Here is a 14782-nt window from a genome sequence, read left to right as displayed (position 1 = left end):
GCGTTCGGCTGCGACTCAGACGCCGAACTCCATCGTCTTCACGCCGGCCGCGGTGCCCAGCAGGCACACGTCGGCCTTCTGGTGCGCGAAGACGCCCACCGTCACCACGCCCGGCCATTGGCTCACCGTCGATTCGAACGCCAGCGGATCGGTGATGCGCAGCCCCGTCACGTCGACGATGTGCTGGCCGTTGTCGGTGACCAGCGGCAGGCCTTCCTTCTCGCGCACCTGGGCGATGCCGCCCATGGCGGCGAACTGGCGCATCACGCGCTGCGCGGCCATCGGGATCACCTCCACCGGCAGCGGAAACGCGCCCAGCACCTCCACCAGCTTGGACTCGTCGGCGATGCAGACGAACTTGCGCGACTGCGCCGCGACGATCTTCTCGCGCGTGAGCGCTGCGCCGCCGCCCTTGACCATGAAGCCGCGGTGATCGATCTCGTCGGCGCCGTCGATGTAGACCGACAGTTCCTCCACCTCGTTGCTGTCGAACACCGGGATGCCGAGGGCCCGCAGGCGTTCGGTAGAAGCGACCGAGCTGGAGACCGCGCCCTTGATCTCGTCCTTGATCGTGGCCAGCGCATCGATGAACTTGTTCACCGTCGAGCCGGTGCCCACGCCCACGATTTCGCCCCTGGCGACATAGGCCAGCGCGGCGCGGCCGACCTGGGCCTTGAGTTCGTCCTGGGAAAGCGGTTGGGAGGAAGTTGGGGAGGCGGGTGCGGTCATCACGGACAATCCTTGGCTCATTGAAGCCCCGAATTATCCGATGCCCCTGCTGATGCCCTCCTCGCTCTACGGCCTGGCCCGCCCCTTCCTGTTCGGTTTCGACCCCGAACATGCCCATGAAATCACGCTGGACGGGCTGGCGCGCACCCAGAACACCCCGCTGGCCTGCGCCTACTCGGCACCACGCGTCGACGACCCGGTCCAGCTCGCCGGCCTGAGCTTTCCGAACCGCGTGGGCCTGGCGGCCGGCCTGGACAAGAACGCCCGCTGCATCGACGCCTTCGCCGCCATGGGATTCGGCTTCGTCGAGGTCGGCACGGTCACGCCGAAGGCGCAGCCGGGCAACCCAAAGCCGCGCATGTTCCGCCTGCCGCAGCGCGAGGCGCTGATCAACCGGCTCGGTTTCAACAACGAGGGGCTGGATGCCTTCCTGGCCAACGTGCAGAAAGCACGCTTCCGCAAGAGCGGCGGCCGGGGTGCGAAATCGCCGATGCTGCTGGGCCTGAACATCGGCAAGAACGCCGCCACGCCCATCGAGCGCGCGGTCGACGACTACCTGGCCTGCCTCGACGGCGTGTACCCGCACGCCGATTACGTGACGATCAACATCTCCAGCCCGAACACCGCCAACCTGCGCTCGTTGCAGAGCGACGAGGCGCTCGATGCACTGCTCGGTGCCGTGGCCGAGCGGCGCGAGGCGCTGGCGGCGCGCCACGAGAAGCGCTCGCCGCTGTTCGTGAAGATCGCGCCGGACCTGGACGAAGCGCAGGTCGCGGTCATCGCCGCCACGCTCAAGCGCCACGGCATGGATGGCGTGATCGCCACCAACACCACGCTCGCGCGCGACGCGGTCAAGGGCCTGCCGCATGCGGAGGAAGCGGGTGGATTGTCTGGAGCGCCAGTGCGCGAGGCGAGCAACCGCGTGATCGCCCAACTGCGCGCGGCACTGGGCACGGGCTTTCCGATCATCGGGGTCGGCGGCATTCTGAGCGGCGCCGATGCCAAGGCGAAGATCGCCGCGGGTGCGGACGTCGTGCAGATCTACACCGGACTGATCTATCGCGGCCCGGCGCTGGTCCGCGAAGCGGCCCAGGCGCTGCTGCGCGATCGCGGCAACAAGGCCTGAGCGCCTTCTTTTTCTCTTCTTCTCTCAGCGCATGCGCCAGAGCACTGGCGCAATGACCGCGGCCCAGCGCAGCAGCCGCTTCGGCCGGATCACGACCACGGCGGCAGCCGCGACGACGCCGGTTGCCACGGGATGCGCACGCGCGATGCGCAGTGCGGCAGCCGCGGCCGACTCGTTGGGCGGAGGCACATCGTCACTGGCGGGCCGGGGTCTCGCGCCCGCCCTGCATCGTCGCGATGCGCAGGCGCTGAAGCTCCATGCGCGCCAGCAGCTCTTCGCGAGTGACTGGCCTGCGGACCCGGCGCGGTGCCTCTTCCTCATCGTCCGCCGGATCCTTGCCCAGTCCGAAGCGCTCCTGGGCCCAGGCCCAGTCGCGCTCGAATTCCTGGCGAGCAGGCAGGAAGCCGTTGGATGCATTGCGCAGCGTCAGAAGCAGCCCGATGGCGGCGGCCAGCCAGAGCGCGATCCAGACACCCGCCACCGACCACGCGGCCGTGATGCGGTACGGCGTGTCCCAGTAGTTCACCACCACCGCCACCGACAGCAGGGCCACGGTGACCGTGGTCAGTCCCAGCACCGCCAGTGCGAGGAGAAGCATCAGCTTGAGGCGCTGCTTCTCGTCCTCCCAGGCCATGCGCAGCAGTTGCACCCGGTCTTCGACGGCCAGCGCGCCTTCTGCCGCGGCAATGCGCAGCCGGCGGATCCGGGCATTCAATCCGAACAGGGACGACAGCCTCATGCGCTGCCTCCCCTCATGTCCGGGCTGACGTCAATGCTGCTGCGATGCGTGTTCAGGTCAGCGGCGGCCAAGCAGCAAGCCCACCAGCACGCCGACGGCCAGTGCGGCACCGGCGATCTGCCATGGTTCGTCGTGGGCGTAGGCGTTGGCGGAGGTTGCCGCCTCGCGGGCCTTCTTGGCCGCGAGCTTGCTCTTCTCGGCCGCGAGTTCGCGCGCGATGGCCAGCTTGGTGTCGATGCGCTGGCGCAGCGCCTTGATGTGGGGAACCGAATCCAGGTCCTTGCTCGCCAGCACGCCGCGCACGTCGCTCGCGATGTCTTCGGCCGCTGCTTCAAGATTTTGGGATGCACTCATTGGAAACTTTCCTCCGTGATGACACCGGCACCGCGCCGGCGGCTTCGCGCCGCAAATGGCGTCCTGTCATGTTACAGGCACAAAAGACCCTCGGGCGCGACAGATGTGCAGCTTTTGGCACGCAATACGCTCCATCGCCCGCATGGGGCTCATCGGCTGTCGGCCAGCAGGGCTGCCACGTGGCGCCCGATGGCCAGGCTGCTCGTGAGCCCCGGCGACTCGATGCCGAAGAGATTGACCAGCCCCGGCACGCCGTGCGACGCGGGGCCGTCGATCATGAAGTCGGCCGCGGGCTCGCCGGGGCCGGATATCTTGGGCCGCATGCCCGCATAGCCCGGAATGAGCGCGCCGTCGGGCAGCGCGGGCCAGTACTTGCGTACCTCGGCATAGAAGCTGTCGCCGCGAGCGGGGTCGACCACGAGGTCGTCGGGCGAGGACACCCACTGCACATCGGGCCCGAACTTGGCCTGCCCGCCAAGGTCGATCGTGAGATGTACGCCCAGCCCGCCCGGCTCCGGTACGGGATAGACGAGGCGCCCGAACGGTGCGCGCCCCGACAGGGTGAAGTAGTTTCCCTTGGCGAAGTATTCCTTCGGTACCGCGGCAGGCGGCAGCCCCTCGAAACGCCGGGCCAGCGCGGGAGCGCCAAGACCGGCTGCGTTGACCACGCTGCGGCAACGCAACGCCGTGCCGTCTTCAGCCAACAGCACGATGGCGCCACCATCGCACTCGGCACGCAATACGGGCGATTTCAGCGCCAGCATGCCGCCAGCGTTCTCGAGGTCGCCGAGCAGGCTCAGCATGAGCGCGTGGCTGTCGACGATGCCGGTGCTCGGCGAATGCAGTGCCGCCACGCAATGCAGTTGTGGCTCCATCCCGATGGCCTGCTGCGCGGTGATGAGCGTCAGGTCGTCGACACCGTTCGCGGCAGCCTTCGCCCGGATGACCTCGAGCTGCCCCGCCTGCTCGGGCGATGTCGCCACGATGAGCTTGCCGCAGCGCCGGTGCGGCACGCCCCGCTCGACCGCATAGGCATACAGCAGTTCCTTGCCTTCGACACAGAGCCTGGCCTTGAGCGAACCCTGCGGATAGTAGATGCCGGCATGAATGACTTCGCTGTTGCGCGAACTCGTTCCCGTGCCGATGCCGCCTTCGGATTCGAGCACCAGCACCTCCCGGCCAGCGAGCGCCAAGGCGCGCGCCACTGCCAGTCCCACCACACCACCGCCGATGACGGCGCAATCGATTTCATCCATCGCGCGAGCTTAGCGCGGCTCGCGTACGGGTCGTGGATTTCGCCCCCCGCCGCGCCCCCTCACTGCACGGACGGCGGCGGCTCGGGGTCGGTGGGTTCGTCTGGCGAGGTCTCGGCCCCTTCGTCGGGCTCGACAGGAAGATCCGGTGCAACGGGCGGGGGAACATCGGGATGAGTGGCCATGGCTGTGCTCCTTTCCCTCTGGTTCTAGATCACCGCCACGGGAAAGTCGACAGCGCACGGCTGCACCTGCCGTCGGTGCGTGCCGACACTGTGGGCTTGCTCAGGCGGTGCGGACACGCCGCGCACTGCTTGTTTGCCGCGATGCAAGCCGAAGCTCCGACGTTCGGCACGACGAAGTAAACGACGAAGACAATATCGGCGCAGAAAACAAAAAAGCGACCTGGAAATCCAGGTCGCTTTTTGATTTGGTGGGCGGTGGAGGCTTCGAACCTCCGACCCCAGCAGTGTGAATGCTGTGCTCTACCCCTGAGCTAACCGCCCAAAGCAGCGCATTCGATTGCGTTGCTTTGAATTGTGTATCGCGTTCAGCGAAGACTTAGATTATGCCACAGCTTTTTCGTCATTCTGGCGAAACAGTGTGCGGCCACCAGAAGATTTGTCGAGCTGGGCCAACACCGCTTCGTGCGCGGTCAGCTCGTGCTCGGCCGCCACGATGACCGGCAATTCGAACTGGCTCAGGTCGACGGCCACCACGGCAGTACCCTGCACAGGCTCGGCAGCAGCCACGTCGATGAGCAGCGCGTCCTGCCCGCGCGTGAGGTTGATGTAGACGTCGGCCAGCAGCTGGGCGTCGAGCTTGGCGCCGTGGAAGGTGCGGTTGGAACGATCGACACCGAAGCGGTCGCACAGCGCGTCGAGCGAATTGCGCTTGCCCGGGTACACCTGCTTGGCCATCGCCAGCGTGTCGGTCACTTCGCTGACGAAGGTGCGCAGCGGCGGCAGGCCCGCGCGCTCGAATTCCTTGTTGAGGAAGCCGACGTCGAAGGCTGCGTTGTGAATGATCAGCTCGGCATCGCGCAGGTATTCGACGATGTCGTTGGCCAGCGTGCCGAACTTGGGCTTGTCGCGCAGGAAGTCAGTCGTCAGGCCGTGGACCTTGAGCGCGTCCTCATGGCTCTCGCGCTCGGGGTTGAAGTAGATGTGCAGGTCGTTGCCGGTGAGCTTGCGGTTGAACAGCTCCACGCAGCCGAGCTCGATGATGCGGTCGCCGTTCTCGGCCGAGAGACCGGTGGTTTCGGTGTCGAGGACGATCTGGCGGGTCATTGGAGTACCTCCGTGCTTCGCACTGCGGTGCGAGCTTGCTTGGGGCGGCCCGGCGCGGCGCTCATGCACTCCTTGCTCATCAGTGGTTTTCCTTGGCGTGGTTGATCGTGTACTTGGGGATCTCGATCGTCACATTCTCCTGCGCCAGGATCGCCTGGCAACTCAGGCGCGACTGCGGCTCCAGTCCCCAGGCGCGGTCGAGCAGGTCTTCCTCGCCCTCTTCCGCCTCGTTCAGCGAGTTGAAGCCCTCGCGCACGATCACGTGGCAGGTGGTGCAGGCGCAGCTCATCTCGCAGGCGTGCTCGATGTCGATGTGGTTGTCGAGCAGCGCCTCGCAGATCGAGGTGCCGGCGGGCGCGGTGATTTCTGCACCTTCGGGGCAGTACTCGGGATGCGGGTAGATCTTGATCGTGGGCATGTCGTTGTTCTAGAGGGATTCGACCTTGCGCCCGGCAAGCGCGCGCGCGATGCCCGCGTTCATGCGCTGTGCGGCGAAGGCTTCGGTGTCGTCGGCAAGCTTCTTGGTGGCGGCCTCGATGGCTGCCGCATCAGTGCTGCCCTTGACCGCTTCGCGCAGCCGGGCCATCGATGCGTCGATGGCCGCGCGCTCTTCGTCGCTCAGCAGGTCGCCGTCGGCATCGAGCGCGCTCTGTGTGGCCAGCAGCATGCGGTCGGCATCGACGCGCGCCTCGACCAGCGCGCGGGCCTGCATGTCCTGCTGCGCGGTGGAGAAGCTCTCCTGCAGCATGGTCGCGATCTGGTCGTCCGACAGGCCGTACGAGGGCTTGACCGCCACGCTGGCCTCGACGCCGCTGGCCTGCTCCTTCGCGCTCACGCTCAGCAGGCCGTCGGCGTCGACCGTGAAGGTCACGCGGATACGCGCCGCGCCGGCCGCCATCGGCGGAATGCCGCGCAGCGTGAAGCGCGCGAGGCTGCGGCAGTCGGACACGAGGTCGCGCTCGCCCTGCACCACATGCAGCGCCAGCGCGGTCTGGCCGTCCTGGTAGGTGGTGAAGTCCTGCGCCATCGCAGTCGGAATGGTCTGGTTGCGTGGCACGATGCGCTCGACGAGGCCGCCCATGGTCTCGATGCCGAGCGACAGCGGGATCACATCGAGCAACAGCAGTTCGCCCGCGCCGTTGTTGCCGGCAAGCTGGTTGGCCTGGATGGCGGCGCCCAGCGCGACGACTTCATCAGGGTTCAGATTGACCAGCGGCTCGCGGCCGAAGAAATCGGCGACCGAGCGGCGGACCTGCGGCATGCGGGTGGAGCCACCCACGAGCACGATGCCCTTCAGCTCTTCCGCCTTGAGCTTCGCATCGCGCAGCGCCTTGCGCACGGCGGCGATGGTGCGGTCGGTGAGCGGCTGGGTGGCGGCGTAGAACTGCTCGCGCGTGACGTCGAACGAAATCGTCTTGCCTGCGACCTCGGCCTTGAACACGACCGTTTCCGAATCGGTCAGGGCCTCTTTCACGGCACGGGCGGCCACGAGCAGCGCAGCCTTGTCGGCATCGCTGCCGGCTTGCAAGCCGGTCTGCGCGAGCACGAAATCTGCCAGCGCATGGTCGTAGTCGTCGCCGCCGAGGGCCGAGTCGCCGCCGGTGGCGATCACCTCGAACACGCCCTGCGTGAGACGCAGGATCGAGATGTCGAAGGTGCCGCCGCCAAGGTCGTAGACCGCGTAGACGCCCTCGCTCGCGTTGTCCAGGCCGTAGGCGATGGCAGCGGCCGTCGGCTCACTGATCAACCGCAGCACGTTGAGGCCGGCGAGCTGCGCGGCGTCCTTGGTCGCCTGGCGCTGGCCTTCGTCGAAGTACGCGGGCACGGTGATGACGGCGCCGTAGAGCTCGTCGTCGAAGGTGTCTTCCGCACGGAAGCGCAGCGTGGCGAGAATCTCGGCGCTGATCTCGACCGGCGACTTCTCACCCGCCAGCGTCTGCACCTTGACCATACCGCCGTCGCCGCTGCCGATGCGGTACGACATCGACTCGCGGTTCGCGATGTCAGCCAGGCCGCGGCCCATCAGGCGCTTTACCGAGGTGATGGTGTTGGCCGGGTCCTGCGCACGCGCAGCCAGCGCGTCGTACCCGATCTGGCGGCGGTCGCCTTCGAGGTAGCGCACGGCCGAAGGCAGCAGCAGGCGGCCCTTTTCGTCGGGCAGGCATTCGGCCACGCCGTTGCGTACCGAGGCGACCAGCGAGTGCGTGGTGCCGAGGTCGATGCCCACGGCGATGCGGCGCTGATGCGGGTCGGGCGCCTGGCCGGGTTCTGAAATCTGGAGAAGAGCCATGCTTCTATTGTCCCAACTGATCGAACCTGGCTTCGACGTCCTGTGCGAAGCGCTCAATGAACATGAGGGCTCTCACCTGCTTGGCTGCGGCGGGGTAGTCGCCCTTCTCGTCGATCAGCCAGTCGAGCGACGACAGCGCGCGCGTGCGGCCGGCCTCGACCTCCGCGTGGAGCTTTTCGAGCGAAGCGATGTCCGTCACCTCGTCGAGCGACTCGCGCCATTCCATCTGCTGCATCAGGAAATCGGGGGGCATCGCGGTGTTGTTCTCGGCTTCCAGCGGCGCGCCGTTCAGCTCGCAGATGTAGCTGGCGCGGCGAATCGGGTCCTTCAGCCGCTGGTAGGCCTCGTTGATGCGCACCGACCACTGCATGGCCACGCGCTGCGCCGCGGCGCCCTGCGCGGCAAAGCGGTCCGGGTGGGCCTCTCGCTGCAGTTCCTTCCAGCGCGCGTCAAGCACGGCGCGGTCCTGCGCGAAGGTCGCGGGGACGGCGAACAGTTGAAAGTCGGTATCGTTCAGGTTCATGGCAAGAAAAAACCGCCAGCACATGACATGTTGGCGGCTGTGGTCGCAGTCAGCGACGGCGCATCAGTTCAGATGCGGAAGCTTTCCCGCAACCGCAGCGGTCGCGCTCGTTCGGGTTGTTGAACTTGAAGCCCTCGTTCAGGCCCTCGCGCACGAAGTCGAGCTGCGTGCCGTCGATGTAGGCAAGGCTCTTCGGATCGACCAGCACCTTCACGCCGTGGTCTTCGAAGACCACGTCCTCGGGCGTCAGTTCGTCCACGTATTCGAGCTTGTAGGCCAGGCCCGAGCAACCCGTGGTCTTCACGCCCAGCCGCACGCCCACCCCCTTGCCCCTCTTGCCGAGGTAGCGGGTGACATGTCGGGCAGCGGCTTCGGTCAGCGTGACGGCCATGTCAGTGGACGGCTTCGGCAGCGGCACCGGTTTCGGTCTTGACGCCGTGCTTGGCCTTGTAGTCGTTCACTGCTGCCTTGATGGCGTCTTCGGCCAGGATGGAGCAGTGGATCTTCACCGGCGGCAGCGCCAGTTCTTCGGCGATCTGTGCGTTCTTGAGCGCGGCCGCTTCGTCGAGCGTCTTGCCCTTGACCCATTCGGTCACGAGCGACGACGAGGCGATGGCCGAGCCGCACCCGTAGGTCTTGAAGCGCGCGTCTTCGATCACGCCGGTTTCGGGGTTGACCTTGATCTGCAGCTTCATCACGTCGCCGCAGGCCGGTGCGCCGACCATGCCGGTGCCGACGGAGTCGTCGCCCTTTTCGAAGGAGCCGACGTTGCGCGGGTTTTCGTAGTGGTCGATGACCTTGGAAGAATATGCCATGGTGTACCTCTCAAACTTTGTTCAATCGTGGTGCCTGGTGCGGGCCTGAGCTGTCGCTCGTCGCGTCAGTGGGCCGACCACTGGATCGTGCTGATGTCGACGCCGTCCTGGAACATCTCCCACAGGGGGCTCAGCTCGCGCAGCTTGGCAACGTTGTGCTTGATGGTCGAAATGGCGTAGTCGATTTCTTCTTCGGTCGTGAAGCGGCCGATGGTCATGCGCAGGCTGCTGTGGGCCAGCTCGTCGCTGCGGCCCAGGGCGCGCAGCACATAGCTGGGCTCCAGGCTGGCCGAGGTGCAGGCCGAACCCGACGACACCGCCAGGCCCTTGATGCCCATGATCAGCGACTCGCCCTCGACGTAGTTGAAGCTCATGTTCAGGTTGTGCGGCACGCGGTGCTCGAGGTCGCCGTTGATGAACACCTGCTCGATGTCCTTCAGGCCGTCGAGCAGGCGCTTCTGCAGGCGGCGCGCGTGTTCGATGTCCTTGTGCATCTCCAGCTTGGCGATGCGGTAGGCCTCGCCCATGCCGACGATCTGGTGCGTAGGCAGCGTGCCCGAGCGCATGCCGCGCTCATGGCCGCCGCCGTGCATCTGCGCCTCCAGGCGCACGCGCCGGCTTGCGTCGCACGAACAGCGCGCCGATGCCCTTGGGGCCGTAGGTCTTGTGCGAAGCCAGGCTCATCAGGTCGATGGGCAGCTTCGTGACGTCGATGTCGATCTTGCCGGTGGCCTGGGCAGCGTCGACGTGGAAGACGATGCCCTTCTCGCGGCAGATGTTGCCGATGGAGACCACGTCCTGGATCACGCCGATTTCGTTGTTCACGAAGAGCACGCTGACCAGGATGGTGTCGGGGCGGATCGCCGCCTTGAGCTTCTCCAGGCTGACGAGGCCGTTTTCCTCGACGTCGAGGTAGGTGACCTCGAAGCCCTGGCGCTCCAGTTCGCGCATGGTGTCGAGCACGGCCTTGTGCTCGGTCTTCAGGGTGATGAGGTGCTTGCCCTTGCCCTTGTAGAAATTGGCCGCGCCCTTGAGGGCGAGGTTGATCGACTCCGTGGCGCCCGAGGTCCAGACGATCTCGCGCGGGTCGGCGTTGATCAGTTCCGCCACCTGGCCACGCGCCTTCTCGACCGCCTCTTCAGCCTCCCAGCCCCATGCGTGGCTGCGCGACGCCGGGTTGCCGAAATGTTCGCGCAACCAGGGAATCATGGCGTCGACCACGCGCGGGTCGACCGGCGTCGTTGCGCCGTAATCGAGATAGATCGGGAAATGAGGAGTTACGTCCATGGCTGGCTCGTGCTGGCGTGGGGGTTGTTCTTTGATCTGGGCTGCTCAGGCTGGCGCCCGAAGGCGCCGCCGGAACTCTGACTCAGCGCTTTCAGGACTTCGCGAATGCGTTCCCGAGCGCGAACACCGAATTCGGCGCGTTCACGCGAATCGGCTTGACCACCGGCTGCGCGGAGATGGCGCGCTTGACGACCGGCTTGTTCTCGATCTGCACGCCCTTGGCGATCTGGTCGTCGACCAGCTTCTGCAGCGTGACGGAGTCGAGGAACTCGACCATGCGCTGGTTCAGCGAGGCCCAGAGCTCGTGGGTCATGCAGCGGCCGGCTTCGCCGAGGCAGTTTTCCTTGCCGCCGCACTGGGTGGCGTCGATGGGTTCATCGACGGAAACGATGATGTCGGCCACGGTGATGTCCGCGGCCTTGCGGCCGAGGCTGTAGCCGCCGCCGGGGCCACGGGTCGACTCGACCAGCTCGTGACGGCGCAGCTTGCCGAACAGCTGTTCGAGATACGACAGCGAGATCTGCTGCCGCTGGCTGATCGCGGCCAGCGTGACCGGACCGGTGTTCTGACGCAACGCCAGATCGATCATTGCTGTGACCGCAAAACGGCCTTTGGTAGTGAGACGCATCGCAAGCTCCTTCAAGTGCTTACCGTTGAAACGACACCGTGGTCCAGGACCGCGGTGACTTCGTCTCCGCCCTGCCCGACCCCTGACGCTGGTGAACCAGCCGGTAGGAGTCGGTCCTTCATCGCGAAGTTCTTCTCTTTGTTGTTGAGTATTTCGCTCAAGTATAACAGAAGCCCCCGAGGCCTGCTCGGGTAAACCCCAGCGCGGGTTTCGCAGGGAGATGCGAACGTCCGGCTTACTGCGCCAGACCGGCGATGTTGTCGCCGCCGGACGCTCCGAAAGCCTGCTCCCGCAGCAGCGCCAGCTGGTCGCGGACGCGGGCCGCCTTCTCGAATTCGAGGTTGCGGGCGTGCTCCAGCATCTGCTTTTCGAGCCGCTTGATTTCCCGGGCGATGTCCTTCTCGCTCATGTCCTCGACCTTGGCGCGCTCCAGGTCGAGCTTGGCCGCTTCCTTGCCGCTCTTTTCGCTGTAGACGCCGTCGATCAGGTCGCGCACCTGCTTGACGATGCTGCGCGGCGTGATGCCGTTGGCCTCGTTGTAGGCGATCTGCCGGGCGCGGCGGCGCTCGGTCTCGCCGATGGCCTTCTTCATCGAATCGGTCATCCTGTCGGCGTACAGGATCGCCTTGCCGTTCAGGTTCCGCGCGGCGCGGCCGATGGTCTGGATCAGCGAGCGCTCCGCGCGCAGGAAGCCTTCCTTGTCGGCGTCGAGGATCGCCACCAGCGAGACCTCCGGAATGTCCAGCCCCTCGCGCAGCAGGTTGATGCCCACCAGCACGTCGAAGGTGCCCAGGCGCAGGTCGCGCAGGATCTCCACCCGCTCCACCGTGTCGACGTCGCTGTGCAGGTAGCGCACCTTTACGCCGTTGTCGCCCAGGTAGTCGGTCAGCTGCTCGGCCATGCGCTTGGTCAGCGTGGTGATCAGCACGCGCTCGTTCTTCTCGACGCGCGTGCGGATCTCGCCCAGCACGTCGTCGACCTGGTGCGTGGCGGGGCGCACCTCGACCTCGGGGTCGATCAAGCCGGTGGGCCGCACCAGCTGTTCGACCACATTGCCGGCATGGTCCTTCTCGTACTGCGCCGGCGTGGCCGACACGAAGATGCACTGCCGCACCCGGGCCTCAAACTCCTCCAGCTTGAGCGGGCGGTTGTCCAGCGCACTCGGCAGGCGAAAGCCGTACTCGACCAGCGTGACCTTGCGCGCCCGGTCTCCGTTGTACATGCCGCCGAGCTGGCCGACCATCTGGTGGCTCTCGTCGAGGAACATCAGCGCGTCCTTCGGCATGTAGTCGGTCAGCGTGGGCGGCGGGTCGCCAGGGGCGGCGCCCGAAAGGTGGCGCGTGTAGTTCTCGATGCCCTTGCAGTGGCCGATTTCCGACAGCATTTCGAGGTCGAAGCGCGTGCGCTGCTCCAGCCGCTGCGCCTCGACCAGCTTGCCGGCGCCGACCAGCTCCTTGAGCCGATCGGCCAGCTCGATCTTGATGGTTTCCACCGCCGCAAGCACCTTGTCGCGCGGCGTCACGTAGTGGCTCGACGGATACACCGTGAAGCGCGGCACCTTCTGCCGGATGCGCCCGGTCAGCGGGTCGAAAAGCTGCAGCGACTCGATCTCGTCGTCGAACAGCTCGAAGCGGACTGCCAGTTCGCTGTGCTCGGCCGGGAACACGTCGATGGTGTCGCCGCGCACCCGGAACGTGCCGCGCGCAAAGTCCTGCTCGTTGCGCGTGTATTGCATGCGGATCAGCTGGGAGATCAGGTCGCGCTGGCCGACCTTGTCGCCGACGCGGGCAATCAGCCGCATCTCCATGTAGTCCTCGGGCGTGCCGATGCCGTAGATCGCACTCACCGTGGCCACGATGACCGTGTCGCGCCGCTCCAGCACGCTCTTGGTGGCCGACAGGCGCATCTGCTCGATGTGCTCGTTGATCGACGAGTCCTTCTCGATGAACAGGTCGCGCTGGGGCACGTAGGCCTCGGGCTGGTAGTAGTCGTAGTAGCTGACGAAGTACTCGACGGCGTTCTTGGGGAAGAACTCGCGGAATTCGCTGTAGAGCTGCGCTGCCAGCGTCTTGTTGGGCGCGAACACGATGGCCGGGCGGCCCAGGCGGGCGATCACGTTGGCCATGGTGAAGGTCTTGCCGGAGCCGGTGACGCCCAGCAAGGTCTGGAATGACTCGCCGTCCTTCACGCCCTCGACCAGCCCCTCGATCGCCGCAGGCTGGTCGCCGGCCGGCGGATAGGGCTGGTAGAGCTCGAAGGGCGAGCCGGGAAATTTGACGAATTCGCCCTGCTTCGCCGGCCCGATCGGGTCGAGTTTCTTCAGGTCTGCTATGGCTTCGTTGTTCTCTGGCATGGCTGTTCCCGACAGGTGGCGCTCGCGCCGGTAAAATTCAAGGCAACCGGAAAGCATAAAGCCACATCCGGTTGCAGCGCAGCTTTCATCCCAAAGGACCTTTCCATGTCTATGTTCACCGCGGTCGAAATGGCACCGCGCGACCCGATCCTCGGCCTCAACGAACAATTCGCAGCCGACACCAACCCCAACAAGGTCAATCTCGGCGTCGGCGTCTATTACGACGACAACGGCAAGCTGCCCCTGCTGCAGTGCGTGCAGGCGGCCGAGCAGAACATGATGAAAGCGCCCACCGCGCGCGGCTATCTGCCCATCGACGGCATCGCCGCCTACGACAACGCCGTCAAGGCGCTGGTCTTCGGTGCCGACAGCGAACCCGTCACCTCCGGCCGCGTCGCCACCATCCAGGCCATCGGCGGCACGGGCGGCCTGAAGGTCGGCGCCGACTTCCTGAAGAAGCTCAACCCCAACGCCAAGGTGCTGATCAGCGACCCGAGCTGGGAAAACCATCGCGCCCTCTTCACCAACGCCGGCTTCGAAGTCGAGAGCTACCCCTACTACGACGCAGCCAAGCGCGGCGTCAACTTCGACGGCATGCTGGCCGCGCTCAACGCAGCCCCCGCCGGCACCATCGTCGTGCTGCACGCCTGCTGCCACAACCCGACCGGCTACGACATCACCGCGGCCCAGTCGGGACCAGGTCGTCGCCGCCGTCAAGGCCAAGGGCCTGGTGCCCTTCCTCGACATGGCCTACCAGGGCTTCGGCTACGGCCTGAAGGAAGACGGCGCCGCCGTCGCCAAGTTCGTCGAAGCCGGCCTGACCTTCTTCGTCTCGACCTCGTTCTCCAAGAGCTTCAGCCTGTACGGCGAACGCGTCGGTGCCCTGTCGGTGCTGTGCGAGAACAAGGAAGAAGCCGGCCGCGTGCTGTCGCAGCTCAAGATCGCCATCCGCACCAACTACAGCAACCCGCCCACGCACGGCGGCGCAGTGGTGGCAGCGGTGCTCGGCAACCCCGAGCTGCGCGCCCTGTGGGAAAAGGAACTGGGCGAGATGCGCGTGCGCATCAAGGCCATGCGCCAGGCGCTGGTCGACGGCCTGAAGGCCGCCGGCGTGAAGGAAGACATGAGCTTCATTACCACCCAGATCGGCATGTTCAGCTACTCGGGCCTCACCAAGGACCAGATGGTCCGCCTGCGCAACGAGTTCGGCGTGTACGGCACCGACACCGGCCGCATGTGCGTGGCCGCGCTCAACAGCAAGAACATCGGGCACGTCTGCGCCTCGATCGCCAAAGTCATCTAGGTGACAGCAAGGTGTGAGGGAATCCGCCCAGGCGACGATTCCTTCACACTTCTTCGCAGAAGGGCTCTGGCAACGGCTCGATGTAGGGGTTAG

Annotated in this window: 15 protein-coding genes, 1 tRNA gene and 2 pseudogenes; 2 read left to right on the top strand and 16 right to left on the bottom strand. The window is 66.0% G+C overall.

What is annotated here, in order from left to right:
• Positions 1-15: 15 nt before the first annotated feature.
• On the bottom strand, positions 16-729 hold the full coding sequence (gene rpiA / locus ACHMXA_RS15660) for a ribose-5-phosphate isomerase RpiA (RefSeq protein ID WP_176667559.1): 714 nt from the start codon (positions 727-729) through the stop codon (positions 16-18).
• Between the two features lie 40 nt (positions 730-769).
• On the opposite strand from rpiA, the gene ACHMXA_RS15655 reads away from it, so the two are divergent.
• Positions 770-1855, top strand: coding sequence for a quinone-dependent dihydroorotate dehydrogenase (locus ACHMXA_RS15655; protein WP_176667558.1), 1086 nt, complete (start codon positions 770-772; stop codon positions 1853-1855).
• Between the two features lie 24 nt (positions 1856-1879).
• Here ACHMXA_RS15655 and ACHMXA_RS15650 read toward each other — a convergent pair whose 3' ends face one another.
• The 15 genes and pseudogenes from ACHMXA_RS15650 to uvrB form a co-directional block, all read right to left on the bottom strand.
• Positions 1880-2044 (bottom strand): hypothetical protein, encoded by a 165-nt coding sequence (locus tag ACHMXA_RS15650; RefSeq protein ID WP_395315754.1) that lies wholly within the window; start codon positions 2042-2044, stop codon positions 1880-1882.
• A gap of 4 nt (positions 2045-2048) precedes the next feature.
• The gene (locus tag ACHMXA_RS15645) at positions 2049-2594 is read right to left on the bottom strand and encodes a phage holin family protein (protein ID WP_395315753.1); all 546 of its coding nucleotides are present in this window, start codon (positions 2592-2594) and stop codon (positions 2049-2051) included.
• Between the two features lie 57 nt (positions 2595-2651).
• On the bottom strand, positions 2652-2948 hold the full coding sequence (locus tag ACHMXA_RS15640; RefSeq protein ID WP_093052316.1) for a DUF883 family protein: 297 nt from the start codon (positions 2946-2948) through the stop codon (positions 2652-2654).
• 149 nt (positions 2949-3097) lie between these two features.
• A complete protein-coding gene (locus tag ACHMXA_RS15635; RefSeq protein ID WP_176667556.1) occupies positions 3098-4204 on the bottom strand; it encodes an NAD(P)/FAD-dependent oxidoreductase in 1107 nt (368 codons plus the stop codon).
• 59 nt (positions 4205-4263) lie between these two features.
• Positions 4264-4386, bottom strand: coding sequence for a stereocilin (locus ACHMXA_RS15630; RefSeq protein ID WP_395315752.1), 123 nt, complete (start codon positions 4384-4386; stop codon positions 4264-4266).
• A gap of 246 nt (positions 4387-4632) precedes the next feature.
• Positions 4633-4707 (bottom strand) — tRNA-Val (locus ACHMXA_RS15625).
• 60 nt (positions 4708-4767) lie between these two features.
• Positions 4768-5490: a DNA polymerase III subunit epsilon gene (dnaQ, locus tag ACHMXA_RS15620; RefSeq protein WP_395315751.1), complete on the bottom strand. Its 723-nt coding sequence runs from the start codon at positions 5488-5490 to the stop codon at positions 4768-4770.
• Positions 5491-5569: 79 nt separating this feature from the next.
• On the bottom strand, positions 5570-5908 hold the full coding sequence (gene fdx, locus ACHMXA_RS15615) for an ISC system 2Fe-2S type ferredoxin (protein ID WP_176667554.1): 339 nt from the start codon (positions 5906-5908) through the stop codon (positions 5570-5572).
• Positions 5909-5917: 9 nt separating this feature from the next.
• A complete protein-coding gene (hscA, locus tag ACHMXA_RS15610; protein ID WP_176667553.1) occupies positions 5918-7780 on the bottom strand; it encodes a Fe-S protein assembly chaperone HscA in 1863 nt (620 codons plus the stop codon).
• A 4-nt stretch (positions 7781-7784) separates the two neighbouring features.
• Positions 7785-8303 carry a Fe-S protein assembly co-chaperone HscB gene (gene hscB / locus ACHMXA_RS15605; RefSeq protein ID WP_176667552.1) on the bottom strand — a complete coding sequence of 173 codons (519 nt, stop codon included), beginning with the start codon at positions 8301-8303 and terminating at the stop codon, positions 7785-7787.
• A 49-nt stretch (positions 8304-8352) separates the two neighbouring features.
• Positions 8353-8694: an iron-sulfur cluster assembly protein IscA gene (gene iscA / locus ACHMXA_RS15600; protein ID WP_395315750.1), complete on the bottom strand. Its 342-nt coding sequence runs from the start codon at positions 8692-8694 to the stop codon at positions 8353-8355.
• A 1-nt stretch (position 8695) separates the two neighbouring features.
• Entirely contained in the window at positions 8696-9118 is a 423-nt protein-coding gene (gene iscU, locus ACHMXA_RS15595; RefSeq protein WP_126018730.1) for a Fe-S cluster assembly scaffold IscU, read from the bottom strand.
• Between the two features lie 65 nt (positions 9119-9183).
• A pseudogene (locus ACHMXA_RS15590) lies at positions 9184-10405 on the bottom strand (IscS subfamily cysteine desulfurase).
• Positions 10406-10496: 91 nt separating this feature from the next.
• Positions 10497-11033 (bottom strand): Fe-S cluster assembly transcriptional regulator IscR, encoded by a 537-nt coding sequence (iscR, locus tag ACHMXA_RS15585; RefSeq protein WP_007828186.1) that lies wholly within the window; start codon positions 11031-11033, stop codon positions 10497-10499.
• A gap of 235 nt (positions 11034-11268) precedes the next feature.
• Complete coding sequence (gene uvrB, locus ACHMXA_RS15580) at positions 11269-13386, bottom strand: excinuclease ABC subunit UvrB (protein ID WP_218088416.1); 2118 nt, start codon at positions 13384-13386, stop codon at positions 11269-11271.
• Between the two features lie 105 nt (positions 13387-13491).
• Between uvrB and ACHMXA_RS15575 the strand changes: the two are divergent.
• Positions 13492-14689: pseudogene (locus tag ACHMXA_RS15575) on the top strand (amino acid aminotransferase).
• The last annotated feature ends 93 nt before the right edge of the window (positions 14690-14782 follow it).

It is taken from the genome of Variovorax sp. UC74_104 (assembly GCF_044055375.1).
Classification (GTDB): Bacteria; Pseudomonadota; Gammaproteobacteria; order Burkholderiales; family Burkholderiaceae_C; genus Variovorax.
Note: the sequence above shows the minus strand (reverse complement) of the source record. Positions and strands in the feature narration are given on the sequence as shown.